General features: G+C 60.0%; 28 protein-coding genes and 2 tRNA genes. 23 read left to right on the top strand and 7 right to left on the bottom strand.

What is annotated here, in order from left to right; all coding sequences use genetic code 11:
• The 12 genes from glmM to pnp all read left to right on the top strand — a co-directional run bounded on the left by glmM (window position 1) and on the right by pnp (window position 11606).
• The gene (gene glmM / locus BLU26_RS15125) at window positions 1-1344 is read left to right on the top strand and encodes a phosphoglucosamine mutase (protein WP_092287698.1); all 1344 of its coding nucleotides are present in this window, start codon (window positions 1-3) and stop codon (window positions 1342-1344) included.
• A 67-nt stretch (window positions 1345-1411) separates the two neighbouring features.
• A complete protein-coding gene (gene tpiA / locus BLU26_RS15130) occupies window positions 1412-2170 on the top strand; it encodes a triose-phosphate isomerase (protein WP_092287699.1) in 759 nt (252 codons plus the stop codon).
• Window positions 2170-2556, top strand: a complete 387-nt coding sequence (secG, locus tag BLU26_RS15135; protein WP_092287700.1) for a preprotein translocase subunit SecG — start codon at window positions 2170-2172, stop codon at window positions 2554-2556. The genes tpiA and secG overlap by 1 nt, the downstream gene beginning before the upstream one ends.
• A 30-nt stretch (window positions 2557-2586) precedes the next feature.
• Window positions 2587-2671, top strand: a tRNA-Leu gene (locus BLU26_RS15140).
• 101 nt (window positions 2672-2772) lie between these two features.
• A tRNA-Met gene (locus BLU26_RS15145) sits at window positions 2773-2849 on the top strand.
• A 144-nt stretch (window positions 2850-2993) separates the two neighbouring features.
• Complete coding sequence (rimP, locus tag BLU26_RS15150) at window positions 2994-3449, top strand: ribosome maturation factor RimP (protein ID WP_092288519.1); 456 nt, start codon at window positions 2994-2996, stop codon at window positions 3447-3449.
• A 52-nt stretch (window positions 3450-3501) separates the two neighbouring features.
• Window positions 3502-4983: a transcription termination factor NusA gene (gene nusA, locus BLU26_RS15155; RefSeq protein ID WP_092287701.1), complete on the top strand. Its 1482-nt coding sequence runs from the start codon at window positions 3502-3504 to the stop codon at window positions 4981-4983.
• 62 nt (window positions 4984-5045) lie between these two features.
• Window positions 5046-7547: a translation initiation factor IF-2 gene (gene infB, locus BLU26_RS15160; RefSeq protein ID WP_092287702.1), complete on the top strand. Its 2502-nt coding sequence runs from the start codon at window positions 5046-5048 to the stop codon at window positions 7545-7547.
• 95 nt (window positions 7548-7642) lie between these two features.
• Window positions 7643-8029: a 30S ribosome-binding factor RbfA gene (rbfA, locus tag BLU26_RS15165; RefSeq protein ID WP_092287703.1), complete on the top strand. Its 387-nt coding sequence runs from the start codon at window positions 7643-7645 to the stop codon at window positions 8027-8029.
• A gap of 3 nt (window positions 8030-8032) precedes the next feature.
• Window positions 8033-8953: a tRNA pseudouridine(55) synthase TruB gene (gene truB / locus BLU26_RS15170; RefSeq protein ID WP_092287704.1), complete on the top strand. Its 921-nt coding sequence runs from the start codon at window positions 8033-8035 to the stop codon at window positions 8951-8953.
• A gap of 188 nt (window positions 8954-9141) precedes the next feature.
• Window positions 9142-9411: a 30S ribosomal protein S15 gene (rpsO, locus tag BLU26_RS15175; protein WP_092287705.1), complete on the top strand. Its 270-nt coding sequence runs from the start codon at window positions 9142-9144 to the stop codon at window positions 9409-9411.
• An 86-nt stretch (window positions 9412-9497) separates the two neighbouring features.
• Window positions 9498-11606, top strand: a complete 2109-nt coding sequence (gene pnp, locus BLU26_RS15180) for a polyribonucleotide nucleotidyltransferase (RefSeq protein WP_092287706.1) — start codon at window positions 9498-9500, stop codon at window positions 11604-11606.
• A gap of 108 nt (window positions 11607-11714) precedes the next feature.
• Here pnp and BLU26_RS15185 read toward each other — a convergent pair whose 3' ends face one another.
• Entirely contained in the window at window positions 11715-13169 is a 1455-nt protein-coding gene (locus tag BLU26_RS15185) for a catalase (RefSeq protein ID WP_092288520.1), read from the bottom strand.
• 328 nt (window positions 13170-13497) lie between these two features.
• Here BLU26_RS15185 and BLU26_RS15190 point away from each other — a divergent pair, with 328 nt between their 5' ends.
• Entirely contained in the window at window positions 13498-14106 is a 609-nt protein-coding gene (locus tag BLU26_RS15190; RefSeq protein ID WP_157719375.1) for an MSMEG_1061 family FMN-dependent PPOX-type flavoprotein, read from the top strand.
• Between the two features lie 374 nt (window positions 14107-14480).
• Here the strand turns inward: BLU26_RS15190 and BLU26_RS15200 are convergent, their stop codons facing one another.
• Window positions 14481-14669: a hypothetical protein gene (locus tag BLU26_RS15200; RefSeq protein WP_092287709.1), complete on the bottom strand. Its 189-nt coding sequence runs from the start codon at window positions 14667-14669 to the stop codon at window positions 14481-14483.
• Window positions 14670-14880: 211 nt separating this feature from the next.
• Between BLU26_RS15200 and BLU26_RS18875 the strand changes: the two genes are divergently transcribed.
• The 4 genes from BLU26_RS18875 to BLU26_RS15220 all read left to right on the top strand — a co-directional run bounded on the left by BLU26_RS18875 (window position 14881) and on the right by BLU26_RS15220 (window position 17342).
• Entirely contained in the window at window positions 14881-14946 is a 66-nt protein-coding gene (locus tag BLU26_RS18875; RefSeq protein WP_407920355.1) for a PEP-CTERM sorting domain-containing protein, read from the top strand.
• A 338-nt stretch (window positions 14947-15284) separates the two neighbouring features.
• Complete coding sequence (locus BLU26_RS15210; RefSeq protein WP_092287711.1) at window positions 15285-16187, top strand: LysR family transcriptional regulator; 903 nt, start codon at window positions 15285-15287, stop codon at window positions 16185-16187.
• A gap of 85 nt (window positions 16188-16272) precedes the next feature.
• Window positions 16273-16746: an ABZJ_00895 family protein gene (locus BLU26_RS15215; RefSeq protein WP_157719376.1), complete on the top strand. Its 474-nt coding sequence runs from the start codon at window positions 16273-16275 to the stop codon at window positions 16744-16746.
• Window positions 16743-17342: a GNAT family N-acetyltransferase gene (locus BLU26_RS15220; protein WP_092287713.1), complete on the top strand. Its 600-nt coding sequence runs from the start codon at window positions 16743-16745 to the stop codon at window positions 17340-17342. The genes BLU26_RS15215 and BLU26_RS15220 overlap by 4 nt, the downstream gene beginning before the upstream one ends.
• Here BLU26_RS15220 and BLU26_RS15225 read toward each other — a convergent pair.
• From BLU26_RS15225 to BLU26_RS15235, 3 genes are all read right to left on the bottom strand, one after another.
• Window positions 17339-18082 (bottom strand): siderophore-interacting protein, encoded by a 744-nt coding sequence (locus BLU26_RS15225; protein WP_092287714.1) that lies wholly within the window; start codon window positions 18080-18082, stop codon window positions 17339-17341. The genes BLU26_RS15220 and BLU26_RS15225 overlap by 4 nt on opposite strands.
• Before the next feature lie 19 nt (window positions 18083-18101).
• The gene (locus BLU26_RS15230) at window positions 18102-18542 is read right to left on the bottom strand and encodes a MarR family winged helix-turn-helix transcriptional regulator (RefSeq protein WP_092287715.1); all 441 of its coding nucleotides are present in this window, start codon (window positions 18540-18542) and stop codon (window positions 18102-18104) included.
• Window positions 18543-18629: 87 nt separating this feature from the next.
• A complete protein-coding gene (locus BLU26_RS15235) occupies window positions 18630-19091 on the bottom strand; it encodes a carboxymuconolactone decarboxylase family protein (protein WP_092287716.1) in 462 nt (153 codons plus the stop codon).
• 105 nt (window positions 19092-19196) lie between these two features.
• Between BLU26_RS15235 and BLU26_RS15240 the strand changes: the two genes are divergently transcribed.
• Genes BLU26_RS15240 through BLU26_RS15250 form a run of 3 tightly spaced genes read left to right on the top strand, consistent with a single transcriptional unit; the run spans window position 19197 to window position 20992 of the window.
• Window positions 19197-20090 carry an AraC family transcriptional regulator gene (locus BLU26_RS15240; protein WP_157719377.1) on the top strand — a complete coding sequence of 298 codons (894 nt, stop codon included), beginning with the start codon at window positions 19197-19199 and terminating at the stop codon, window positions 20088-20090.
• The gene (gene thpR, locus BLU26_RS15245; protein WP_157719378.1) at window positions 20065-20652 is read left to right on the top strand and encodes an RNA 2',3'-cyclic phosphodiesterase; all 588 of its coding nucleotides are present in this window, start codon (window positions 20065-20067) and stop codon (window positions 20650-20652) included. Before BLU26_RS15240 ends, thpR begins: the two co-directional genes overlap by 26 nt.
• Window positions 20615-20992 carry a cupin domain-containing protein gene (locus BLU26_RS15250; protein WP_092287719.1) on the top strand — a complete coding sequence of 126 codons (378 nt, stop codon included), beginning with the start codon at window positions 20615-20617 and terminating at the stop codon, window positions 20990-20992. Before thpR ends, BLU26_RS15250 begins: the two co-directional genes overlap by 38 nt.
• Here the strand turns inward: BLU26_RS15250 and BLU26_RS15255 are convergent.
• Complete coding sequence (locus tag BLU26_RS15255) at window positions 20965-21681, bottom strand: pseudouridine synthase (RefSeq protein ID WP_092287720.1); 717 nt, start codon at window positions 21679-21681, stop codon at window positions 20965-20967. The genes BLU26_RS15250 and BLU26_RS15255 overlap by 28 nt on opposite strands.
• A 36-nt stretch (window positions 21682-21717) precedes the next feature.
• A complete protein-coding gene (locus BLU26_RS15260; RefSeq protein ID WP_092287721.1) occupies window positions 21718-22620 on the bottom strand; it encodes a sterol desaturase family protein in 903 nt (300 codons plus the stop codon).
• Between the two features lie 117 nt (window positions 22621-22737).
• Here BLU26_RS15260 and BLU26_RS15265 point away from each other — a divergent pair, with 117 nt between their 5' ends.
• From BLU26_RS15265 to BLU26_RS15275, 3 genes are all read left to right on the top strand, one after another.
• Window positions 22738-23736 (top strand): AraC family transcriptional regulator, encoded by a 999-nt coding sequence (locus BLU26_RS15265; RefSeq protein WP_092287722.1) that lies wholly within the window; start codon window positions 22738-22740, stop codon window positions 23734-23736.
• 39 nt (window positions 23737-23775) lie between these two features.
• On the top strand, window positions 23776-24132 hold the full coding sequence (locus tag BLU26_RS15270; protein WP_092287723.1) for a DUF1304 domain-containing protein: 357 nt from the start codon (window positions 23776-23778) through the stop codon (window positions 24130-24132).
• Window positions 24133-24194: 62 nt separating this feature from the next.
• A complete protein-coding gene (locus BLU26_RS15275) occupies window positions 24195-25757 on the top strand; it encodes a sensor histidine kinase (RefSeq protein WP_092287724.1) in 1563 nt (520 codons plus the stop codon).
• Window positions 25758-25765: the final 8 nt, after the last annotated feature.

Genomic DNA, 25765 nt, shown 5'->3' on the forward strand with positions numbered 1-25765 from the left:
ATGGATAAACGCTACTTTGGCACGGATGGCATTCGTGGTCGTGTCGGCAGTGCTCCGATTACCCCAGAGTTCATGTTGAAGCTTGGCTGGGCTGTGGGTATGGCGTTCAAGCACCACGGTACCTGCCGTGTGCTGATCGGTAAGGATACTCGTATCTCTGGTTACATGTTCGAATCCGCTTTGGAAGCCGGATTGTCAGCCGCGGGGGCGCACGTGCAGCTGCTCGGGCCCATGCCGACACCGGCCATTGCCTACCTCACCCGTACCTTTATGGCTGATGCGGGTATCGTGATCAGTGCTTCGCACAACCCGTTTTACGATAACGGTATCAAGTTCTTTTCTGCCTCAGGGAGCAAGCTGCCAGACAGTCTGGAGTTGGAAATTGAGCGCCTGGTCGAGGCGCCGATGAGCGTGGTTGATTCCGCGGCGCTGGGTAAGGTAACGCGGGTTGAAGACGCCTCCGGTCGCTATATTGAGTTTTGCAAGAGCAGTGTGCCGACGAGCACCAGTTTCAAGGGGCAGTCGTTGGTGCTCGATTGCGCGCATGGCGCCACCTACAAGGTGGCACCCAGCGTGTTTCGCGAGTTGGGCGCGCAGGTCAGCGTTATTGGTGTTGAGCCGGATGGGTTGAATATCAATGCGGGTGTGGGTTCCACTGATACCAGAGCGCTGCGTGACGCGGTGCTGCAGCGTGGCGCAGGCCTTGGCATCGCGTTTGATGGTGACGGCGATCGTGTGCTCATGGTGGATCACGAAGGTCATGAGGTCGATGGTGATGAGCTGCTCTACATTATGGCGGTAGATCTGCATCAGCGCGGTTTGCTCAAAGGGGGTGTGGTTGGAACGCTGATGACCAACCTAGGGCTGGAGCTGGCGCTCAAGGAGTTGGATATACCCTTTGTGCGGGCCAAGGTTGGCGACCGCTATGTGATGGCTGAATTGCGTGAGCGTGATTGGCTGTTGGGGGGAGAGTCATCGGGTCACCTGGTTTGTCTTAATCACACCTCAACCGGCGACGGCATCATTGCCGCCCTGCAGGTGCTCAAGGCATTGCAGCGCTCAGGCCAAAACCTTGCCGAAGCCCGCCAAGGCATGCGCAAGTGTCCGCAGAAACTCATTAACGTGCGCTATACGCCGGGTGCGGTGTCGCCTGTGGATGATCCTGACGTGCTGGCGGCGGTCGCGGCGACGGAGGCGCGTATGGGTGCGGCTGGGCGTGTGCTGTTACGCTTGTCGGGTACCGAGCCGTTGGTGCGGGTGATGGTTGAAGGACAGGATGCTGCGCAGGTTGAGCAGGAAGCGACGCATCTTGCTGAAGTCGTTGCTAAGACCTTCGGGGAATAAAAAAGGCGGTTGTGTAGCCGTTGCAACTTGGTTAAGATTGGCGCCCGCTTGGGTAGAGAGGTGAGGCATGCGTCGTCCGCTAGTCGCCGGAAACTGGAAAATGCATGGTTCGCGGCAGTCGGTAGAAACGCTGCTGGAGCAACTTGTCTCGCAAGACTGGCCAGACCAGGTCGAGCTGATGGTTGCGCCGCCTGCGCTCTTTATTGGTCAGTGCAATGAGCGTTTGCAGTCGACGCCGATTCGCGTAGCAGGGCAGACCTGTGCTACTCAAGCTGAGCCGGGTGCCTTGACCGGCGAAATATCGCCAGCGCAGCTGCGCGATGCTGGGTGTGAATTTGTACTCGTGGGTCACTCCGAGCGCCGAGCGTTGTTCGGCGAGACCGACGAGGTGGTTTGTAAGAAGTTTGCCGCAGCTTTGGCTTGTGGTTTGCGTCCGGTGCTGTGTGTGGGTGAGACCCAGGCGGAACGCGATGCCGGGCAGACGACTACGGTCGTTGCTCGCCAATTGCAGGCGGTGCTCGACACCTTTGGTGTGGGCGGTCTGGCAATGGGTGTTGTGGCTTACGAGCCAGTTTGGGCTATTGGTACCGGGCTCACTGCTACGCCTGAGCAGGCGCAGGAAGTGCACGCCATGATTCGCGCTAGACTGGCCATGCTGGATGATGAGCAGGCGCGCAAGGTACAGATTGTATACGGCGGAAGCGTGAAGGCGGATAACGCCGAGGCGCTGTTTGCCATGCCGGATATCGATGGGGGGCTGGTAGGTGGTGCCTCTCTCAATGCAGATGAATTTGGCGCGATAGCACGTGCCGCGGGACGAGTGTAATGATTGAGACCGTAATTGTGGTGCTGCACCTGCTGGTAGCTATCGGCCTGGTTGGCCTGGTGCTGATGCAGCAGGGTAAGGGTGCCGAGACCGGTGCGTCCTTTGGTTCTGGTGCTTCGGGCACCGTGTTTGGTAGCCAGGGTTCCGGTACCTTCCTGAGTCGCGTAACTGCGATTTTGGCGACAACTTTCTTTCTGACCTCGCTGGGCCTGGCTTACTATGCCAGCCACAAGGCGAGCGCGGTGCAAGAGGCAGGCCTGCCTGATCCTGCGCTGCAGATCGACCAGGTTGCTCCGGCGCCTGTGCTGAGCGAAGACGTTCCGGTCATTGAAGAAGATGTTATGGCTGTGCCTGCTGGTGAAGATGTTCCGCCCACGGCGGAGTGAGGTAGGCGTAGTTCCTCGGTAAACAGTTTTGCGGAAGTGGTGGAATTGGTAGACACGCTATCTTGAGGGGGTAGTGCCTTAGGGTGTATGGGTTCGAGTCCCATCTTCCGCACCAATCAATAAGGGCCTGTATCAGCAGGCCCTGTTCTTTTCAGGGGTGATTGCGCCGGTTGTCTTGTTTGGCTTCCGGGCGTATAATTCACGCCCTAGATTCGACGCGGGGTGGAGCAGTCTGGTAGCTCGTCGGGCTCATAACCCGAAGGTCGTAGGTTCAAATCCTGCCCCCGCAACCAGTCAAAGGCCCCTTTTTAGGGGCTTTTTGTTAGGGCACTTGCCGCGAGGTGGGTGCCAGTTCTGGACTTGATTGCGATCAAGTGGCCAGAGGCACGATGGGCTATAGGCCCATTTTTTATTCATGGATCAAAAGGGCGGTGAACGTGTCCGGCAAAGTATCTGAGTTGGAGAGCCTGCTGGTCCCGATTGTCGAGGCATTGGGCTATAACTGCTGGGGCATCGAATACCTGTCCCAGGGGCGACATACCCTGTTGCGGGTGTACATTGATCACCCGGACGGTATCAGTGTCGAGGCCTGCGCTGCGGTGAGTCGGCAGGCCAGTGCGGTACTGGACGTGGAGGATCCGATTTCCGGTGATTACACCCTGGAAGTCTCCTCACCCGGTATGGACCGCCCGCTGTTTCGGCTTGAACAGTACGCTGACCACGTTGGCGAACAAGCCAAGATAAGACTGCGCGTGCCCTATGAGGGGCGGCGCAATTTTCAGGGTGTGATTCGTGGAATTGAAGGTGATGACGTCATCCTGCAGGTAGAGGGTCACGAGTACCTGTTGCCGATCGACTCGATCGACAAGTGCAATATCATTCCGCGTTTTTGAGCATATTTCGGGCTCCTGTAGCCCCAATGGATGGCGTTAGGCGAGGCATACGATGAGCAAAGAAGTGTTGCTGGTTGTGGAATCCGTTTCCAACGAGAAGGGCGTTCCGCCCGATGTGATCTTTGAAGCGCTGGAATTGGCATTGGCAACCGCCACCAAAAAGCGCTACGAAGATGAAGTGGATGTTCGCGTGGCGATCAATCGCCATACCGGCGACTACGAGACTTTCCGTCGCTGGACTGTCGTGGCCGACGAGAACTTTGAAGAGCCCGATATGCAACTGACCCTGGACCAGGCCCAGGAGCGCGACCCTGCCCTCGCTATCGACGATATGATCGAAGAGAAGATCGAGTCGGTTGAGTTCGGGCGTATTGCCGCGCAGATAGCCAAGCAGGTTATCGTGCAGAAGGTTCGCGAAGCCGAGCGTGCGCAAGTCGTTGACGCTTACCGCGACCGCTTGGGCGACATTATCAGCGGTACGGTCAAGAAAGTGACCCGTGACAGCGTGATTGTCGACCTGGGCAACAATGCCGAGGCGGTGTTGCCACGCGAAGAGATGATTCCGCGCGAGACTTTCCGCACCGGCACGCGTATTCGTGCTCTGCTTAAAGACATTCGCACCGAGAATCGCGGCCCGCAACTGGTGCTGTCGCGCAGCTGCCCGGAAATGATCATTGAGCTTTTCCGCATCGAAGTGCCGGAAATCTCCGAAGAACTGATCGAAGTCATGGGCGCAGCTCGTGATCCGGGCTCGCGCGCCAAGATTGCTGTGCGCTCCAAGGACAAGCGTATCGACCCGCAGGGTGCCTGTATCGGTATGCGCGGCTCGCGCGTGCAGGCGGTATCCGGTGAGCTGTGTGGCGAGCGTGTCGATATCGTGCTGTGGGACGACAACCTGGCGCAATTCGTGATCAACGCCATGGCGCCGGCGGAAGTGGCTTCCATCATTCTGGATGAAGACACCCACGCGATTGACCTGGCGGTAGCCGAAGACAACTTGGCGCAGGCGATTGGCCGTAACGGTCAGAACGTACGTCTGGCCAGCCAACTGACCGGCTGGACCTTGAACGTCATGACCGAAGACGACATCCGTGCCAAGCAGGAAGCCGAGACGGGTGACATCCTGCGTAACTTTGTCGACGAGCTGGATGTCGAGGAAGAAGTGGCACAGCTGCTGGTAGAAGAAGGTTTCACCACGCTCGAAGAAATCGCCTACGTGCCGATGGAAGAAATGCTCGACATCGACGGCTTTGACGAGGATATCGTCAATGAGCTGCGCGCACGGGCCAAGGATCGTCTGCTGACCAAGGCGATCGCCAATGAGGAAAAACTGGAACAAGCACAGCCTGCTGACGACCTGTTGAACATGGATGGAATGGACCGCGCACTGGCTTTCCAGCTGGCAAGCAAGGGCATCCTGACAATGGAAGACCTGGCTGAACAATCCGTCGACGACCTGCTCGAGATCGAAGGTATCGACGAAGCCCGCGCTGGCACCCTGATCATGGCTGCCCGTGCCCCCTGGTTTGAATAACCGGTCGGATTAGGCGACATCACCCTGCGGTAACGCATGGACCCGACTGAGGAGAGAAGTGAATGGCGGAAGTGACGGTCAAAGAATTGGCTCAGGTAGTAGGTACACCCGTGGAGCGCCTGTTACAGCAGATGCGCGAAGCCGGGCTGTCTCAGACTACCCCGGAGCAGGCAGTGAGTGACGATGAAAAGCAGACTCTGTTGACGTTCCTCAAGAGCGCCCACGGTGACTCCGGCTCCGAGCCGCGCAAGATCACACTCAAGCGCAAGACGGTCAGCACCCTGAAGGTAGCGGGTAGCAAGACAGTCAATGTTGAAGTGCGCAAGAAGCGCACTTACGTCAAGCGTGAGCCGGCCGATCTGGAAGCTGAACGCCAGCGCGAGCTGGAAGAGCTGCGCGCCGCTGAGGAAGCACGCCAGAAGGCGGCTGAAGCGGAAGCACAGCGCGCCGCGGAAGAGGCTGCGAAGAAGGCTGCCGAGCAAAGCGCCAAGGCCGCGGAGCCCGTGGCCGCTGAAGAGCCTGCGCCGGCACCTGTTGCCGCGGAGCCCGCAGCGCCGATTGCGCCGGTGGTTGAGCCGGTTCCTTCACCGGCTGAGCAGCACAAGAAGAAAGAAGAGAGCCGTCGCAAGGCTCGCGAAGACGAAGAAGAACGTGGCCGCAAGCGCGCTGGCGGACACGGCAAGGATAAGGGGCGTCACGCGCCGCGTATCAACGACGAAGATGATGCCTCTCGTCGCCGCGGCGGCGGTGGCAAACTCAAGGCGAACAAGAAACGCAACCAGCACGGCTTCGAGAAGCCGACAGGACCGCTTGTGCGAGAAGTTGTAATTGGCGAGACCATCACCGTGGCCGAACTGGCCCAGAAGATGTCGGTGAAGGCTGCCGAGGTCATCAAGTACATGTTCAAGAACGGCAACATGGTGACCATCAATCAGGTGCTTGATCAGGATACGGCTACCATCCTCGCCGAGGATATGGGTCACAAGGTCAAGCAGATGAAGGAAAGCGCGCTGGAGGACAGTCTGGTCGAGTCCATGGCGCATGAAGGCGAAGAAATGAGCCGGGCACCCGTGGTTACCGTGATGGGTCACGTTGACCATGGTAAGACATCGCTGCTCGATTATATTCGCCGCGCCAAGGTGGCATCCGGTGAGGCTGGTGGTATTACCCAGCACATCGGCGCCTACCACGTGGAAACCGATCGCGGCATGGTGACCTTCCTGGATACCCCCGGTCACGCGGCGTTTACAGCCATGCGTGCCCGTGGTGCCAAGGCCACCGATATCGTGATTCTGGTTGTTGCTGCTGACGACGGTGTTATGCCGCAGACCGAAGAGGCCGTGGCGCATGCCAAGGCAGCAGGTGTGCCGGTCGTGGTGGCGGTGAACAAGATCGACAAGGAAGACGCTGATCCAGATCGCATCAAGAACGACCTGGCAGCCCGTGATGTCATCCCTGAAGAGTGGGGTGGCGACACCATGTTCGTACACGTATCGGCCAAGGTCGGTACCGGTGTTGAAGAGCTGCTCGAAGCCGTGTTGCTGCAAGCCGAGGTCCTGGAGTTGAAAGCTCAGCCTTCTGCACCGGGTCGTGGTGTGGTGGTTGAATCGCGCCTCGACAAGGGGCGTGGCCCGGTTGCTACCGTACTGGTACAAAACGGCACTCTGCGTCAGGGCGATATCGTCCTCGCCGGCGTCAACTATGGTCGCGTACGCGCCATGCTCGACGAGAACGGCAAGACCATCAAGGAAGCCGGTCCGTCGATTCCGGTCGAGATTCTGGGTTTGGACGGTACCCCGGATGCGGGTGACGAGCTGACCGTGGTGGCCGACGAGAAGAAAGCGCGTGAAATCGCTTTGTTCCGTCAGGGCAAGTTCCGCGAGATCAAGCTGGCGCGTCAGCAGTCGGCCAAGCTGGAAAACATGTTCGAGAACATGGGCCAGGACGAGAAGAAGACCCTCAACGTGGTCCTCAAGGCCGACGTGCGTGGTTCGCTGGAAGCGCTGCAGGCGTCGCTCACCGAACTGGGCAACGACGAAGTGCAGGTCAAGATCGTCTCCGGCGGCGTGGGTGGCATCACCGAAACCGACGCCAACCTGGCGCTGGCTTCGAACGCAGTGGTCTTTGGCTTCAACGTGCGTGCCGATGCGGCTGCGCGCAAGATCATCGAGAACGAAGGTCTGGATCTGCGCTATTACAGCGTGATCTACGAGATCATCGATGACGTCAAGAAAGCCCTGGGCGGTATGCTGGGCAGCGACGTACGTGAGCAGATACTGGGTGTGGCCGAAGTGCGTGACGTGTTCCGTTCACCGAAGTTCGGCGCTATCGCCGGCTGTATGGTGATCGAGGGTACCGTGTACCGTAACCGTCCGATCCGGGTACTGCGAGAAGACGTCGTGATCTACGAAGGCGAGCTGGAATCCCTGCGCCGCTTCAAGGACGATGTTGCCGAAGTCCGCAACGGTATGGAATGTGGTATCGGCGTGAAGAACTACAATGACGTACGCAGCGGCGACCGCATCGAAGTGTTCGAGCGTGTACAGGTTCAGCGTAGTCTGTAACCCGTCAGCGCTGGCCAAGTCTGGCCAGCGCCTGAATTTCGCACCAAACTCCGGCCTGTTCAGCAGTCCGGAGTTTGTTGCTTGAGGTAGGTAATATGGCAAAAGAATACAGTCGTACTCAGCGGGTCGCCGATCAGATGCAGCGTGAACTGGCGCTGCTGATTCAGCGTGAAGTGCGTGATCCGCGTCTGGGCATGGTAACGGTGACAGCAGTAGAGGTCAGCCGTGACCTGTCCCATGCCAAGGTGTTCGTCACTCTGATGAACAAGGACAGCGCGGAAGACATTGCGTTGAACCTGGAGATTCTCAAGGATTCGGCAGGTTACCTGCGCATGTTGCTGGGCCGCTCGATGAAGCTGCGCAGCGTGCCTTCACTGCACTTTCACTACGATGAAAGCGTGCGCCGCGGTGCGCACCTGTCTTCCCTGATCGAGCGGGCCGTGGCGGAAGATAGCCAGCACTCCGACGATAAAGAGGACTGAAGCGTGGCGGGTGCCAAGAAACAACGCCGCGCGATTGACGGCATTCTGATCTTCGACAAGCCACTTGGTATGAGCTCCAACCAGGCGCTACAGAAGGTGCGCTGGTTGTTCAACGCCAACAAGGGCGGTCACACCGGCAGCCTGGATCCACTGGCTAGTGGCGTGTTGCCGCTGTGTCTGGGTGAAGCCACCAAGTTTTCGCAGTACCTGCTGGATGCCGACAAGGCCTACATCACCGAGGCGCGGTTGGGCATGACCACCACCACGGGTGATGCCGAGGGTGATGTACTGGAAATCAAGCCGGTCGATATCAGTCTTGAACAGGTTCAGGCCCGCTTGCCGCAGTTTACCGGCGACATCGAGCAGGTGCCGCCCATGTATTCGGCACTGAAGCACGAGGGACAGCCGCTCTACAAGCTGGCTCGGGCGGGTGAAACCGTTGAGCGCAAGGCGCGTGCAGTGACCATCTCGCAGCTGACTATCCTCGGCCTGGAAGGTGACCGTTTGCAGCTGGAGGTACACTGCAGTAAAGGCACCTACATACGCACCCTGGTCGAAGACCTGGGCGCTGCGCTGGGCTGTGGCGCGCACGTTGCTTCGTTGCGCCGCAGCATTGCTGGCCCCTTCGACCTGAGCCAGTCGGTCACGCTCAAGGCGCTGGAAGCGCTGCACGCCGAAGGTGGGCCGGAGGCGCTGGATCATCTATTGCTGCCGATGGATAGCGGGCTGGAAGATTGGCCCGTGCTGGAGCTGACCGAGCAGACCGCCTATTACCTGAATCACGGCCAGGCGGTGCGGGTGCCAGGCAGCCCGGCCTTCGGCAAGGTGCGCCTGAAGGATGCCGAAGGGCGCTTTCTCGGCATCGGTGAGATGACTGAAGATGCCAGGGTGGCGCCCAAGCGTTTATTGCGCTTCAATGCATGATATTTTTCAGCATCTGCCCTAGCGGATGCGTTGCAGAATCAAGGTTGCAGCCCTCCTGGCGGGGGCTGCGATCCATAAGTTGACCCGATAGCGGGTCACCACGAGGGTGGCTGTCAACAGGCGCGGTCATACCTCGATTTAAAACACGGGACACTGGTCCCGGCCTGTTACCTCAGAGGAAATACAAGATGTCACTGAGTGTTGAAGAAAAAGCTGCAATCGTTGGCGAGTACAAGCGCGCCGAAGGCGATACCGGTTCTCCTGAAGTTCAGGTAGCTCTGTTGACTGCAAATATCAACAAGCTGCAGGGCCACTTCAAGGACAACAAGAAGGATCACCATTCACGTCGCGGTCTGATTCGCATGGTTAACCAGCGTCGCAAGCTGCTGGACTATCTGAAGTCGAAAGACCTGTCTCGTTACAGCGCTTTGATCAGCAGTCTGGGTCTGCGTCGCTAAGACCAGCCCCGTTTGGACATGGTCGGGTCCGAATCCCGACCATGCCCAGAGTTTCCCCCAAAGGCAAAAAAGAGAGAGAAGACACCGTGAAACCGGTCATCAAGCAATTCAAACTAGGCAACAGCACTGTCACTATGGAAACGGGCCGTATTGCCCGCCAGGCGACAGGTGCCGTTCTGGTCAGCATCGATAACGCTGTCAGCGTTCTGGTCACGGTCGTGGCCGCCAAGCAGCCCGAAGCGGGGCGTGATTTCTTCCCTCTGTCTGTGCACTACATCGAGAAAACCTACGCAGCCGGTCGTATCCCCGGTGGTTTCTTCAAGCGCGAAGGCCGTCCTTCCGAGAAAGAGACGCTGACCTCGCGTCTGATCGACCGTCCGATCCGTCCGCTGTTTGCCGATGGCTTCATGAATGAAGTCCAGGTCGTTTGTACCGTCGTGTCTACTGACAAGACTACCGACCCCGACATGGCTGCCATGCTGGGTACTTCCGCCGCTCTGGCCATTTCCGGTGCGCCCTTCAATGGCCCCATCGGCTGTGCCCGCGTCGCCTTTGATGACGAGAAGGGTTATGTACTCAACCCCAATTACGAGCAGCTTAAAGGCTCGCGTCTGGACATGGTGGTGGCCGGTACCGAAGACGCCGTACTGATGGTTGAATCCGAAGCGCAGGAACTGACCGAAGACCAGATGCTGGGCGCCGTACTTTTCGCCCACATGGAATTCCAGCCTGCTATCCAGGCGATCAAGGAACTGGCTGCCGAAGCCGGCAAGCCTCGCTGGGACTGGCAGCCAGAGCCGGAAAACACCGCGCTGCTGGACGCCATCAAGAGCCAGTTTGGTGCCGGTATTGCCGAAGGCTACACCACCACCGACAAGCAGGCGCGTTACAACCGTCTGGGCGAGCTGCGTGACGCTGCCATCGCGGCGCTGGCTGGTGAAGAGGAAGGCAAGTTCTCCGCCGGTGAGGTGAAGGACGGCTTCAAGGAAATCGAATACCGCACTGTGCGCCAGAGCATCGTCGATGGTAATCCGCGTATCGACGGTCGTGACACCAAGACCGTGCGCCCGCTGAACATCGAAGTGGGCGTGCTGGATCGCACTCACGGTTCTGCGCTGTTCACCCGTGGTGAAACACAGGCGCTGGTGGTTACCACTCTGGGTACCGCGCGCGACTCTCAGCTGCTTGATCAGCTGGAAGGCGAGCGTAAAGAGCCCTTCATGTTCCACTACAACTTCCCTCCCTATTCGGTGGGCGAGTGTGGTCGCATGGGCGGTACTGGTCGTCGTGAGATCGGCCACGGTCGTCTGGCGCGTCGCGGTATTCAGGCGGTTATGCCTGATATGGAGCAATTCCCTTACTCCATCCGTGTGGTCTCTGAAATCACCGAGTCCAACGGCTCCAGCTCCATGGCGTCCGTGTGTGGTGCTTCTTTGGCGCTGATGGATGCGGGTGTGCCGATGAAGGCCCCGGTAGCCGGTATCGCCATGGGTCTGGTCAAGGAAGGCGACAAGTTTGCGGTTCTGACCGACATCCTGGGTGACGAAGATCACCTCGGCGACATGGATTTCAAGGTAGCCGGTACCGAGAAGGGTGTTACTGCGCTGCAGATGGATATCAAGATCAACGGTATCACCGAAGAGATCATGGAAATCGCCCTGCATCAGGCCCACGACGCGCGTCTGAGCATCCTCAAGCAGATGAACGAAGTGCTGCCGGCCTCGCGCAAGGAAATCTCTTCCAACGCGCCGACCATGATCAGCATGAAGATCGATTCCGACAAGATCCGCGACGTGATCGGCAAGGGTGGCGCGACCATTCGCAGCATCTGCGACGAAACCGGCGCTTCCATCGACATTACCGACGACGGCACCGTCAAGATCTTCGCTGCCAGCAAGGAAGCCGCAGACGCCGCCAAAGCGCGCGTTGACGGAATCACTGCTGAAGCCGAGATTGGCAAGGTCTACACCGGTAAGGTTGAGCGCATCGTCGACTTCGGCGCTTTCGTCAACATCCTGCCCGGCAAGGATGGTCTGGTGCACATTTCTCAGATCGCCAACGAGCGCATCGAGAAAGTGACCGACGTGCTGCAGGAAGGCCAGGAAGTCAAAGTCCTGGTATTGGACGTGGATAATCGCGGTCGCATCAAGCTGTCGATGAAAGACGTTGAGTCTGCCGAGGCTAGCGGCGTATAAACGCAGCGGTTCGGTAACAGCAAAAACCCGGCTTTCGCCGGGTTTTTGCTTTCTGGGCAAGAGCAAGGTCTGTCGATGGCAGGCCTTGCTTGCTGCAGGGTGTTGCGTTTAGCTGCCCTTCATCCCCTTGGCGATGCGATCGCCGATATCCTGGTCAATCTTGCGCCAGTACTCCAGCGCACGCGACAGTACCGGCTCCTGCACACCATCGCTCAGATGGCCCACAACGTTGTTCACCAGGCGCTCGCGTGCCGCATCGTCGAACACCTCGCGCACCATGGTGCCCGCCTGACCGAAGTCGTCATCCTCGGCATGGAGGGTGTAGGCCTTGCGTACCATATCGCCACTGGTGCTCCAGACATCGACGGGCGGGTTCAGCGATGGATCGGCTGCCGGACCGCCCTTGGAATTGGGGGCGTAAACCGGGTCGGTGACGTTGTCCATGCGCATCGCACCGTCCTTGCTGTAACTGTGCACTGGCGACTGCGGGCGGTTCACTGGAATCTGTTTGTAGTTCACCCCAAGGCGAGCGCGGTGTGCATCGGCGTAGGAGAATACGCGACCAAGCAACATCTTGTCGGGGCTGACGCCAATGCCCGGCACCAGGTTGTTGGGCTCGAAAGCGGCCTGTTCGATTTCGGTGTGGTAGTCGGTGGGGTTGCGATCCAGCGTGAGCTTGCCGACCGGGATCAGCGGGTAGTCGCCATGCGGCCAGACCTTGGTCAGGTCGAAGGGGTTGAAGCGATAGTTCTCAGCGTCGGCGAACGGCATGATCTGCACGTGCAACGTCCAGCTGGGGTGCTCGCCCTTTTTCAGCGCTTCATAGAGGTCGCGGGTATGGTAGTCGGCGTCTTCCCCGGCCAGCTTGTCGGCTTCTGCCTGGGTCAGGCATTCAATGCCCTGATCGGTCTTGAAGTGGTACTTGACCCAAAACTTCTCGCCCTGGGCGTTAACCCACATGTAGGTGTGGCTGCTGTAGCCATTCATGTGCCGCCAGGTTTTGGGTATACCGCGGTCGCCCATCAACCAGGTCACCTGATGCGCCGATTCCGGAGAAAGCGACCAGAAGTCCCACTGCATGTCATGGTCACGCAGATTGGTGTCGGCACGGCGCTTCTGCGAGCGAATGAAGTGCTGGAACTTCATCGGGTCGCGGATAAAGAACACTGGCGTGTTGTTGCCGACCATGTCGTAGTTGCCCTCGGTGGTGTAGAACTTCACCGCAAAGCCACGGGGGTCACGCCAGGTATCGGGGCTGCCGCGCTCACCCGCGACGGTGGAAAAACGCATTAGCACATCGGTTTTGGTCCCGGGCTGGAAGACGGCCGCCTTGGTGTACGCGCTGATATCGTGGGTTACCTGAAAGTGACCAAAACCTCCGCCTCCCTTGGCGTGAGGTTGGCGTTCGGGGATACGTTCGCGGTTGAACTGAGCCATCTGCTCGATCAGGTAATGGTCGTGCAGCAGAATCGGCCCGTTCGGGCCAACGGTGAGGGAGTGCTCATCACTGGATACCGGTATTCCGGCGTCGGTGGTGGTCGGTTTTACCTTGTTGTCGGTCATCATCAGGTCTCCATTGTCGTTGTGGCGGCGTGCGGGCCGCAGACAGGGTTTGCTCGTGGCCGCTGCAGCGACCGGCAAGCATCAGTTGCGCGGAGGTGCGCGAGAACGTGCAGGTACTTCCTTATTGGATGAGTCTGGTGAGGATAGTTCAGTGCTCATGTGTTGGTTAGGCTGCGCTGATTGAGTTTCCCTATCAGGGCGATTGATAATCCGCACCTATCAACGTGGCGGGCGGATCACAGGTATGTGGTTTTAGCGGCCAGGCTATTGCATTAACATGCAAGCGGTCCGCCGGTTTGGCGCGCGCATTTCCCGCGAGGAGGCTGAAATGAAAGTACAGAGCATGGAGCAACTACGCAGCGTACTGGGTGAGCCGCACCCGCTCACGGCGAGCAAGATTTACGATCACCTGAACCCGAGCATGTGTGAGTTTATTGCGCAGTCGCCGCTATTGATGATGTCGACCGTCGACCGCAATGGCTTTCCCACGGTTTCACCCAAGGGCGATGACCCTGGCTTCGTGATGGTCGACGATGATCTGCAGCTGCTGATCCCTGAGCGCAAGGGCAACAAGATGGCGCTCTCCTTTGCGAATATCCTTGCCGGTTCGCGTTTGGGCTTGCTCTTTCTGGTGCCGGGTGTGAGCGAGGTGCTGCGGGTGCAGGGCGAGGCGGAGATCCTGATTGATCCGGTGTTGAATGCGCGACTGTCGTCAAAAGGGCGCGAAGCGCTACTGGTTACGCGCCTGCGCGTAAGCGAGGCCTATTTCCATTGTGGCAAGGCGTTGCTGCGCAGCCGGTTGTGGGCCGAGGATCTGCAGCATTCTGGTCTGAGAATTTCATTTGGTGAACAGATTGCCGGCAATACAAGTTTGCGCGACAGCGAGGTACCGGCGTTTGATGCGGCCGTTCAGCAGCGCTACGACGTCGACGTATAGGGCGTTCGTTAATCCAATAAGCAGAGACGGTTCAAACCGTTCAGCCAGCAAGATGCCCGTGCAAGGCCTGACCGATCAATAAGGTCAGTATAAGGAAGAATAAGTTGACGATGAATTTGACACTGTTGGGCCAACTGGTCGCCTTTGTGTATATACCGCTTTGTGTGTTGCTGCCAGCGGTAGTGGGCTATTGGCTAGCGAGGAGCAAGTTTCGACGCCCAGGCCTTCTGGCGGCGAGCTGTTTGCTGCTGGGGTTGGTTTTCCCGCTGAATATTGTGTTGCTGCTGTTGGCCTGGTTCAAGGCGCCAGACCCAACTTTTTCAGCACGCTGACGCCAGCCCGGCCCTGCCTATAGAGGCAGGGCCGGAGGAGTGTCAGGCTGGTTTTTCCTCGTCCGTGACGGACTCTTCTTTCTCACTCTTCGCGACGCCGGCGGCGCTGGAAGTGGTGCTGCTCTGGCTGCTGCCTTGCAGGTTGTTCACGCGCTCCTTGCTGTCATCGGCCTGAGCAATCGGGCTGGAGGCCAGAAAGGATGCAACTATCAATGCAGAAAGATTTCTCATGGTGCTCTCCTAAGGTGTAAAGCAACCCCCTGGTAACACTGGACACAGGCTTGAAATATTATGAAACTGTTTCCTTTGCAAATGATTCGCATGGAGCCGGTCTCGCTTCTCAAGCAGCGTTTAATAAGGGGCTGATGTCCACTATAGGCAGCGTCAAAGTGTCGCAGTAGCACTCTGTTTTGCTACACAGAGTTTCATAATTGGAAACAAAGTGCCCGAGCCCGCATCAACTGCTGGTGTGTTCGCGGCCGGCGACGGCGTGTTGCTCTTGCTGTGAGCTATCAACGTTGCTGGTTTGGCTGCTCACGCGTTCGAGCATCTGGTTGTAACGATCACTGCCATCTTCTGCCTGTGCGAGGGGGGTGGCAGCGACAAAGGACGCAATGATCAAAGCGGATAAGTTTCTCATGATGTTCTCCTGTTGGGTGAAAGGCGGATCAGAGCAGCTGGTCTCAATCTACTGTTTCCAATAAGCCTTGACTGGGTGCGGAGTGAGTTTCTCTCGCAGGCTTATTTAATCGGCCTTTGGTTGTTATTTTATTTGTTCAATTCAGGTTTCTGTAGGCTAATATTTCCCTACTCATCGTTTCTTGATGGGAAACAAAAGGAGGTGTAATGCAGGACTTGAATGATCTGATCTGCTTCGCCCGGGTGGTGCGGTTTGGTGGCTTCGCCGCCGCAGAGCGGGCCACCGGTGAACGTAAATCCAAGCTCAGCAAGCGTGTTACCCGGTTGGAGCAGTATTTCGGCACGCGTTTGATTGAGCGCTCTACCCGCAGTTTCCGCGTGACCGATATGGGCCGCGAGGTGTATCGCCAGTGCGAAGCGATTGTCGACCGGCTGGAAGCGACAGAAGCGTTGGCAATGACCGCCAAGGACGAGGTGCGCGGTACGGTGCGGGTGAGCTGTTCTTCCGGGATGATGGAGTATCTCGGTCGCGATGCCTTGGTGGACTTCATGCGACGTTATCCGCAGGTGCGGTTGCAATTGCTGCTGTCCAGCCAGCGGGTCGACTTGATCAACGAACGCATAGATGTCGCCTTTCGGGTCGCCACCCGTTTTGATACCGACCAGTCACTGGCCATGCGCTCGCTCGGAGTGAGCGCGCGCATTCTGGTAGCCAGCCCGGAGCTGTTGGCCGCGCAGGGCGGCGAGCCGCTGCAGCTCGAGCAGTTGGCGGCGTTTCCGACCCTGTCGGTGGGCGAGTTGCTGGAGCGTGACCGCTGGGAGTTTGCCAACGACAGTGGTGAAACCCGCGCCCACGCGCACGTGCCGCATTTCAGCTGTGGCGACATGCAGTTGTTGTGTGAGTCGGCAGTTGCCGGCATGGGCGTGGTGCTGCTGCCGGAGCACGTCTGTGGGCCGGAATTGAAGCGTGGCAGGCTAGTGCACATTTTGCCGGAATGGCACGCGGTGGAAGGCAATATCCATATGGTATTCACCACGCCCAAAGGTATGCTGCCGCCAGTGCGGGCCTTTATCGACCACTGCGTCGAGGTGTTTGCCGAGCGGCGCTGACGCCTATTACAGCGCTGGCTGGCAGCAGCTCAGGTTGGCGCGAGGCCAGCGTAACGAAACCACGAAGCTGAACGGGAGCACACGCATGCAAGCAACACTACCCTGGATGCGCTGTACATTGCGCTATATGGGCGTTTATCTGCTGGTGGCATTGGTTATTGGCGCCGTTCAGGTGTTTTTCGACCTGAATCTGGGTAGTGGCGCCACCGCCGCCACGTTTGCGGCGGCGACTATTTATGCCGCTACCTGGGTAGTCCGCGAGCGGCAACAGGCGCTTGGTGGGGGCGAGGCCTTGGTGTTGTCGCTCTGCGCCATGCTAGCGACCCTGGCCTTCGCAGGCTTGGTGGTTGGCGGTTTACTGCTGGCGTTCATGGAGCAGGTGCGTGAATTCATGGCGCTGCTCGATCCCGACACCCTGCACTATGTTGCGCAGCTACTGGCGGCTTACCTGGTATTGCTGTTGCTACTGCAGTGGGCGCTGTATTACGGGTTTGCGCGATTGCAGTACCGTGCTTTGCGCAAGCAGCAGGTCGCCATATCCAAAGGAGAAAATGCATGAACTGGCTGCACGAAGTGGAGTTACATACCGAGCTGGTGCAGCTGCGACCCTTGCGGGCAGCGGACAAGCCGGCGCTGCTTGACGCCGCATCCGACGGACGGCTCTGGGAGCTGTGGTACACCCAGGTTCCCGGTGTCGACACCCTGGATGCCTACGTCGATTATGCGCTCAGCGAGCAGGCGGCGGGCCGGGCCCTGGCATTTGCCGTGATAGAGAAATCCACCGGCAAGGTGATAGGCACCACACGCTATTGCAACGCCGACACGGTCAATCGCCGCCTGGAGATTGGCTACACCTGGTACGCCAGCCGGGTGCAGCGCAGCGCCATCAACACCCAGTGCAAACTGGCGTTGTTGCAGCATGCCTTTGAGCAATTGGGCGCAATCGCCGTCGAGTTACGCACCCATTGGCACAACCAGGCGTCGCGCGCCGCTATTGCCCGGCTGGGCGCCAAGCAGGACGGCGTACTGCGCAACCATCGGCTGGAGCCGGACGGCGCGCGCCGCGATACCGTGGTGTTCTCCATCCTCGATAGTGAGTGGCCCTCAGTGCGCAAGTCGCTGCAGTTCAAGCTGGACCGCCGCGCCGCTGATTAATCGGCCGCTACCGCGTCCTGCTGCTTGACCACCTTGTGCTGGTCTTCGCTGCTGCCGAGTTTCCAGTAGCTTGAAATATACAGATCGCCACGCTCCACCTGGCGCTCCTCACGGAAGTAGCGGCGCAGCGCGCGCATGCCACTGAATTCGCAGGCGGCCCAGACACTGGGTCGGCCTTCCAGCCAGGGCAGTGGCTGTAAACGTTCAACCAGCAGGTCAGGCTGTTCACCCGGATGCGGGTTGACCAGCCAGATCAGTTCGACATTGGCCGGTACCTTGAGCGGCTGGATATCGGCCTCACTGATAACCTCCAGTACCGCATAACCGCGCGCTTGATCGGGCAGTTGCTCCAGGTTGACGCTGATGGCCGGCAGGGCTGTCATGTCGCCGGCAATCAGATACCAGTCGGCTTCCGGGTTCAGCGGCTTCTTGGGGCCTGGGCCGCCAATCAGGATGCTGTCACCCGGCTGCGCGTGCTGCGCCCAGGTCGCAGCGGGGCCACCGTCGTGGTGCAGGACAAAGTCGACGTCCATTTCCAGCTCACGCTGATGGCGAACGGTGTAAGTGCGCACGATGCCCTTGCCTTCGCCTTGCGGCGGGAACATCAGTTTGATGTAAGCGCCGTCCTGTTCGGCGGGAAAGGTGCTCATGCCGTTGCCGCCCAGGGTCACGCGCAACATGTTGGGGGTGACAGCGGCGCTGCGGATTACTTGCAGCAGACGGGATTCGGGTCGTTTCATGCGGATACCTCCAGCACAGTCAGTGGTCGGACGCGGGTGCGTCCAGATTGTCTGCCATGCGCCCGGCCAGGCGTATGAACAGGGCCACCTCATCGGCATTCATCTCACGGGTCATGCGTGCCAGAGTCTGCTGCTCCAGCTGTTTTATACGCTGCATCATCGCCATGCCGGCGGCACTGGGTTCCAGCAGTTGGCTGCGGCGGTCGGCGGGGTTGTCGCGTTTAGAGATCAACCCGCTGGTCAATAGTTCATTCAGTACGCGGGTGATTTGCGCCTTGTCGCGGCGCAGGCGCTGGGCTATTCGCTGTGCGGTGCAGTCAGGCAAATGGCTCACTGCCTTCAGTACGCGTACGTGGGTCACCGGCAATGGCACCTCGGCCTCGCGAATGGCGCTGGCCATGGCCGAACGGTAAGCATGGGTAACCCGTTGCAGGGCTTCATTGAGGGCGGTAGCTGGCATGATCGGAGCGGCGCTTTATGTTGACAGTGTCAACCTTATGCTTAATGGTTGACACTGTCAATCAGGTTGCCGCGCCAGAGGTTATCATCAGGCGGGTTGATAGCCGCCTACCTCGGGTGCGAAGCCCACACCAAAGCGATTCCAGGCATTGATGGCGGCGATGGCCAAAGTCAGGTCGCTGAGTTCACGGTCGCTGAAGCAGGCGCGTACCTGCTCGAATAGCGCCTCGGTCACCCGATTATCCGTGAGTTGGGTCAAGGCCTCGGTCCAGCTCAGTGCTGCGCGCTCGCGAGCATCGAAGAAGGGTGTCTCGCGCCAGGCATTGAGCGCGTAAATGCGTTGTTCGGTCTCGCCGGCGGCGCGAGCGTCCTTGGTGTGCATGTCCAGGCAATAAGCGCAGTGGTTGAGCTGCGAGGCGCGGATTTTGACCAGTTCAAGCAGCCGCTTGGGCAGTTTGTCGTCGCCCACCGCTTCCTTGTTCAAATAGCCCTCCAAGCCCAGCATGGCGCGGGCGACGCCGGGTGCCGCGGTAAAATAGTCGACTCGCATGGTGTTGCTCCTTCAGGTGAATGAGAGCCCAAACTAGCCGCGCTGGCGCCGGCGGTATTGTAGATTTCCGACATGCGCCGCACGGCGCTTTGCTATGCTGCGGGCATGACTTCGACCCTGGCTCAGTTCCCGCAGCAGGCTGCCTGGCAACGCAATCTGGCGCCCTTTGGTTACCGGCAGATATTGCCGGCGCGGGCGCTGGCGCCCTATGTGCAGCATTACTGGGAACTGGCGCTGCCCGCCGCGCAGCAGTCGCCGCACAGCGAGCTGTTGCACCACGATGGCGGCAGCTCGCTGCTGTTTCAGTTGGCGGGGGAGCTGAATATCAACGGAGTCCGCGCGCACCAGGGCGTGCTGTTCAGTCCGACCGCGGCGCACTCCGCGCAGCTCTCCCTGGCGGCGGGAGTGCAGGTGTTCGCTGTGCGCTTTCGTCCCGGTATGGGAGCCGCGTTCTGGCGCTGCGCGGCCAGTGAGTTTGCCGGTGAGGTGTTGGGGCTGGACGGCGCGCACTACCTGCGCTTTGACTTGCCAGCCGTGACTGAACAGCTGCAGGCGGCGCCGGATCTGCCCAGTCGCGTCGCCTTGCTGGAAGCCGCGTTGTGCGGTGCCTTGGCCGGGAGCGCAGGTATCGCCAGCACGTTACCGCAAACGCTTGCCCTGTTACGCGCGTCGCGCGGCCAACAGCCACTCACTCAGATAGTGGCGCAGAGCGGGTTGGGGCAACGTCAGCTGGAGCGATTGTGCAATCGTTATCTGGGCCTCACGGCCAAGCAGTTCAGTCGCCTGCACCGGGTGGCCTACAGCCGCGAGTTACTCAAGCAAGTGCAGCCTGAACCGCTGGCTGATGTGGCCTATGGGGCGGGCTACAGCGATCAGGCGCACTTCAGTCACGACTTCAAGTCAGTCGTGGGGCTCACGCCCGGGCAGTATCTGCGCCGGGTGCGGGCGCGCTATCACGACGTTGAGCAGGCCGATGCCGCGACTGTTCATCGGCCTTGAATTGCCCGCCGCACAGGCCCAGGCACTGGTCCCTCTGGCCGAGCCTGGCCCCGGCCTGCGCTGGCAAACCCCGGCGCAACTTCATCTGACGTTGCGCTTTCTCGGCGAGTTGAGCGCTGCGCAAACCAACGGAGTGCAACAGGCATTGGCGGCCTTGCGCTGGGACGGCTTCCGATTGCAAATAAATGGGGTGGGTTATTTCGGCTCACCCACCCGGCCCAGCATTCTCTGGGCTGGCCTTGCCGATACCGCTGCGCTGCAAAGGTTACGCGACAGACTTGATGCCCGGCTGGCCACTGAGTTGGCGCCCGACCCGCAGCGCTTCGTGCCGCATGTCACACTGGCACGCTGCAGCAGCGGAGCCGGTAGCCCGGCCGAATTCCTGGCCCGCCACCGTCAGCTGCAGTTGCCCGCCTGGGCGGTCACGGAGCTGTGTTTGTTCACCAGTGAGGCAAGCGATAACGGCTCGCGCTATCGAGTACTCGCTCGCTATCCATGCGTCTTGCCTTGGGGAGATACCGATTGTGCTACCGCTGATCAAACGCCTGGAGCCGGGCACTGAATACTACTTTGAAGAAGGTTGTTTTATCACCGAGCTGTCCAACAGCGAGCAGGACCCGGCTGTCTCGGTGGCCCGTGCGCGGGTGCCGGTGGGGGGAACGACCCGCTGGCATGCGCTCGGAGGGGTGGTAGAGCGTTATCTGATCGAGGCCGGGCAGGGCGACGTGGAACTCGGGGAGCTGCTACCGCAAAAGGTATCGCCGGGCGACATGGTGTTGATCCCTGCCGGTTGTGCCCAGCGCATTCGCAACATCGGCTCGGAGCCGCTGGTGTTTTTGGCGATCTGCTCGCCGCGCTTCCAGCCGGACTGCTATCAGGACCTGGAGGCCGAGGCTGGCTGATCGACCGAGGCGATTTCGGCTGCGGTAAGGGCGCGATACTGGCCCGGTAGCAATGCCTGATCGAGCACTATGTCGCCCATACTCTCGCGGTGTAGCGCCGCCACTTGATTCCCCACGGCGTGAAACATCCGCTTGATCTGGTGATAGCGCCCTTCATAGATGGTCAATCGGGCCTCGCAGGGGCCCAGTTGCTGCAGTTGAGCAGGTGAGGTGGTGAGCTGTTCGGTGGTCATGTAGATACCTACGGCAAAGCGCTCGGCGGTCTCGGCGCTGATCGGCCGCAGGGTGGTGACGTGGTAGGTCTTGGGTAGTTTGATGCCCGGCTCGGTCAGGCGCCGTGACCACAAGCCATCGTTGGTCAGGATCAGCAGGCCGGAGCTGCCGCGATCCAGTCGTCCGCCAATGTGCAGCTGCTCGCCCAGGGCCGCCGGCAGCAGCTCCATCACCGTGGGGTGCTGCGGGTCGCGGGTGGCGCTGAGATAGCCGACCGGCTTGTGCAGCATCAGAAAGTGCGCCTCGCGTGCCTGCAGCAACTGGCCGTCCAGGCTGATGGCCACAAACTGATCGACCTCATGCCGCGGATCGTGGGTGACCCGGCCGCCAACCTGCACGCGGCCGCTGGCAATCAGCAGGCGCGCGGCCTGCCGACTGTGTGCGGTGCGGTTGCTGATGAAGCGATCGAGTTTCATGGCCGGCGATTATACCCGCGGTGCCTAGGCGGCGGGTCAGTCGTCGCCGCGCTGCCATTCCGGCGGGCGCCAGAGGTGCCGTAGGCGCTGACGCAGCGGACCTGGTTTGCGCATGTCCCGCGCCAGATCGCGGTACTCGTGCAGCCAGTGCATCCACAGGCGATTGTTGTGCTGCGGCGGGCGGGTAATGCCGTATTCGATGGGCTGATCCGCCCGTTCGCAGGTGAAGGTGCCAAACAGCCGGTCGAAGACAATGAACACACCGCCGTAGTTGGTATCCACGTAATCCGCGTTGCGCGCATGATGCACACGGTGGTGATTGGGCGTGTTGAACACGAACTCGATGGCCGGGTGCAAGCGGCCGACGAGAGTGGTGTGGATAAAAAACTGGTAGACCAGCGAGAGGGCGTAGCACACGCCGATCCATACCGGATTGAAACCGATCAGCGCCAGCGGGACGTAAAACAGCCAGCCGCCATTGAAGATGTTGGTCGCATTCTGCCGCATGGCGGTCGAGAAATTCATCCGCTCCGAGGAATGGTGAGTGACGTGTGCCGCCCATAGCCAGCGCACCCGGTGCGAAGAGCGGTGCATCCAGTAAAAGCAGAAGTCGGTCAGCAGCCAGAGCAGCGCCGCGGTGAACAGAGTCAGCGGAATATCCAGCAGCCGATGGTGATAGGCAAAGGCATACACCGGGAAGGCGATCAGCCCGGCAAACAGCAGCTCGGTGGTCTGATAGCCGGCGCCCAGGGCGAAGTTGCGCAGCGCCTCGCGCCCCTCTACCAGGGCGGGATCGTGGCGGATCTTCAGGTATTCCCAGGCAAATACGCCGATAAACACCGGAGTAGCCAGCATGAACACCAATTGGCGCTCATCCAGGGCCAGCCAGCCCAGCCCGCTATCGGCCAGTACCTGTTGCAACATGTCAAACAAGCTCATCGCGGCGCCTCGCAAGCATCGATGTATTTTTATGCACTCAGCATGCGCTGCTGAAAACCAGCTATATTGACTTGATACGCCGTAGTTTTGACTTTAAGTGCCAATAAGGGAGGTGCAATGGCGACGCCGCTGCGGGTAACCGGCGCCTGGGTACAACTGCTGACCGATTGGCTCGACAGCCAACAGCTGCCAGCCCCCGGGCTGCGGCTGTTGCTCGACAGCCGTGCGCCTGCCGATCTGGTGCCCATGCCGCTGTGGCAATCCATGCTGGAACAAGCGGTAGCCTTGGCGCCATCGCGGTCGCTGGCCGCGCTGCAGGTCGGCGCGCAGATACAGCCGCGGCATGTCGGTGTGCTGGGTTATCTGCTGTTGGCGTGCCACGATCTGGCGCAGGGCATGGCCGCGTACCAGCGCTATGAGCGCTTGTTTTATGGTGAAGACCTGGTGCAGGTCGGCCTGAACGCAGATGAGGTGAGTCTGTGCTGGCCCGCCGAGGCGTCGACTGGTGAACTGGCAGATACCGTTGCCATTGCGGCGTTGCTGAGTCTGTTGCAGCGGCTGCTGGCGGCGTCATTGCGGCCTTGTCGGGTGAGTTTCGCCTTTGCCGCGCCGGCTGAGGCGCACGCCTATGAGGCGTTCTTCGGCTGTCCGGTCAGGTTTTCTGCCGGCACTACGCAAGTGGATTTCCCGATTGAGGTATTGGCGCTGCGTTTACCGCGCAGCGATCCCGGCGTCCAGCAGATGCTGGACCGCCAGGCGCAGGCGCTGCTGTTGGCGCTACCAGCCTCGGATGCCTTCGCCCGCGCCTTGCAGCAATGCATGCTGCGGCTGCTGCCGGAGGGAACGCTGAGCCTGAACCGGGTGGCCGCGGAGCTGCACCTGTCAGTGCGCAGCCTGCAACGCCGGCTGGAGGCGCGCGGGGACACCTGGAGCGGCCTGGTGGATGGCTTGCGCCAGCAATTGGCGCAGCAGTACCTGGCCGATCCGGCGCTGCTGCTCAGCGACATCGCGCTGCTACTGGGATTCTCCGAGCAAAGCGCATTCAATCGTGCCTTCCGGCGCTGGAACGGCGATACGCCAGCGCGTGCGCGTCGGCGTCTGTTGCTGCACAGCTGATTCGGTTTACAGTGTCGGCATAACCAACAAGGAATCACCATGTACAGTCTCGCGTCGTTCGTCACCCTGCTGGTCGCTTTGCTGCATGCCTACTTTCTGCTGCTGGAAATGTTCTTCTGGGACAAGCCGCTGGGGCTCAAGGCGTTCGGGCAAACGCCCGAGAGCGCCGCCGCGACCAAGGTCATGGCGATCAATCAGGGGCTGTACAACGGCTTTCTTGCCGCCGGCCTGATCTGGGGCGTGGCGTTGGGTCCGGCTGGTGATGGTATCAAGCTGTTCTGTCTGGGTTGCGTGCTGCTTGCCGGGATCGTCGGTGCGCTTACCGCCAGCCGTAAGATTCTCTACGTGCAGGCCGCGCCCGCCGCGCTGGCCTTGTTGCTGTTATGTCTGGCTTGAACCTGGTGCGCCAGTCTGCACTAGACTGGACGCAGGATAGGCCGCCGCGACGTCGCGCTTGAATGCAAACATACCTTCGCCCCCTGTTGCGCACGCTACTGCTGATACTGCTGTTGGGCGCGCTGCTGATCGAACTGCTGCTCTGGCAGATCGGCGTCTCTGCGCGCAGCCAAAGCTCGCAGGAGCTGCTGCTGCGCGGCGCAGAGGTGCGCAGCGCACTGGAAACCCGCCTGCGCGACGGCATTTATCTGAGCCGCGGTCTGGTGTCCTTTCTGCAAAGTCAGCGTGGCTTGCAAGAGCCTGAGAAGGTTGAAGCCTGGCTGGCCAGCATGAACCAGGAAGTCGACTACCTGATCAATATCGGCATAGCGCCGGACAACCGCATCGCCTTGATTTTCCCGCGCGAGGGCAACGAGGCGGCGCTGGGACTGTATTACCCCGATGTACCTAAACAGTGGGCCACGGTGCAGCAGATCATGCGTAGCCAGCAACCGGCGCTGGCTGGGCCGCTGCCACTGGTACAGGGCGGCATGGGCCTGATTTATCGTACGCCGGTTTATATGGACGGCGCGTACTGGGGGCTGGTCAGTACGGTAATGGATGCGCCTGCGCTACTGGGCATGGTGGATAGCGAGCCGCGCTGGCAAGATCTTAATCTGCAGCTGCAGCGCCTTGAGGGTGAGCAGTACACCCGCTTCTGGGGCGCTGACCTGCAACCAGGGCGTATGCAGCAGGCCATGCTCATTCCGCTGCCCGGGGTGACCTGGCGGTTGGTGCTGCAGCAGCGCGGTGAAGACGCGCAGTTGCTGCTCTACCGTCTGGGCCTATATGCGGCGTTATTGGTGCTGTTGTTGGCGGTTGGCTATCTGCGCGCCAGCAAGCTGCGCCAGCAGCGCGAGCATGAGGCGCTGCGCGCCGAGACCGAGCGGATAAAGAACGAATTCATCTCTACGATCAATCACGAGCTGCGCACGCCGCTGACCAGTATTCTCGGCACGCTGGGGCTGTTGCAAGGTGGCGCGGTTGGCACCTTGCCGACAGAGGCCCAGCGCATGGTGGCGCTGGCCAGGCGCAACGCCGACCATCTGCTCAAGCTGATCAGCGATCTGCTGGATATCGACAAGATTATCGCCGGCCGGCTGCAGTTGGAGCTGCAGGACATGCCGTTGGACGAACTGCTGCGTAGCGCGCTGCAGGAACTGGATGGCATGCTGGCTCAGCGCGAACTGCGTCTGGAGTACCACAACCCGTTCGAGCAAGCCCGGGTGCGGGTAGACGCCACCCGCTTCAAACAGGTGCTGGACAACCTGCTATCCAATGCCATCAAGTTTTCCCCCGCAGGCGGGCTGGTTATTGTGCAGGTGAGCCGGGTGAAAGCGGGCACGCACTGGCGCATCGAAGTGAGCGATCAGGGAGAAGGTATCCCCCCGGCCTTTCAGCACAAGGTGTTTGAGCGTTTCGCCCAGGCCGACAGTTCCTCGCAACGTAAAACCGGTGGCACCGGCCTGGGTCTGCCGATCACGCGCGGGCTGGTAGAGCAGATGGGCGGTGAGGTGGGCTTTACTACCTCGGCGGCCGGCACCTGTTTTTACTTGCTGTTTCCGGCGGCAGGCGCTGAACTCTAAGCCATGGC

The sequence above is a fragment of the Halopseudomonas sabulinigri genome (assembly GCF_900105255.1).
Taxonomy (GTDB): Bacteria; Pseudomonadota; Gammaproteobacteria; order Pseudomonadales; family Pseudomonadaceae; genus Halopseudomonas; species Halopseudomonas sabulinigri.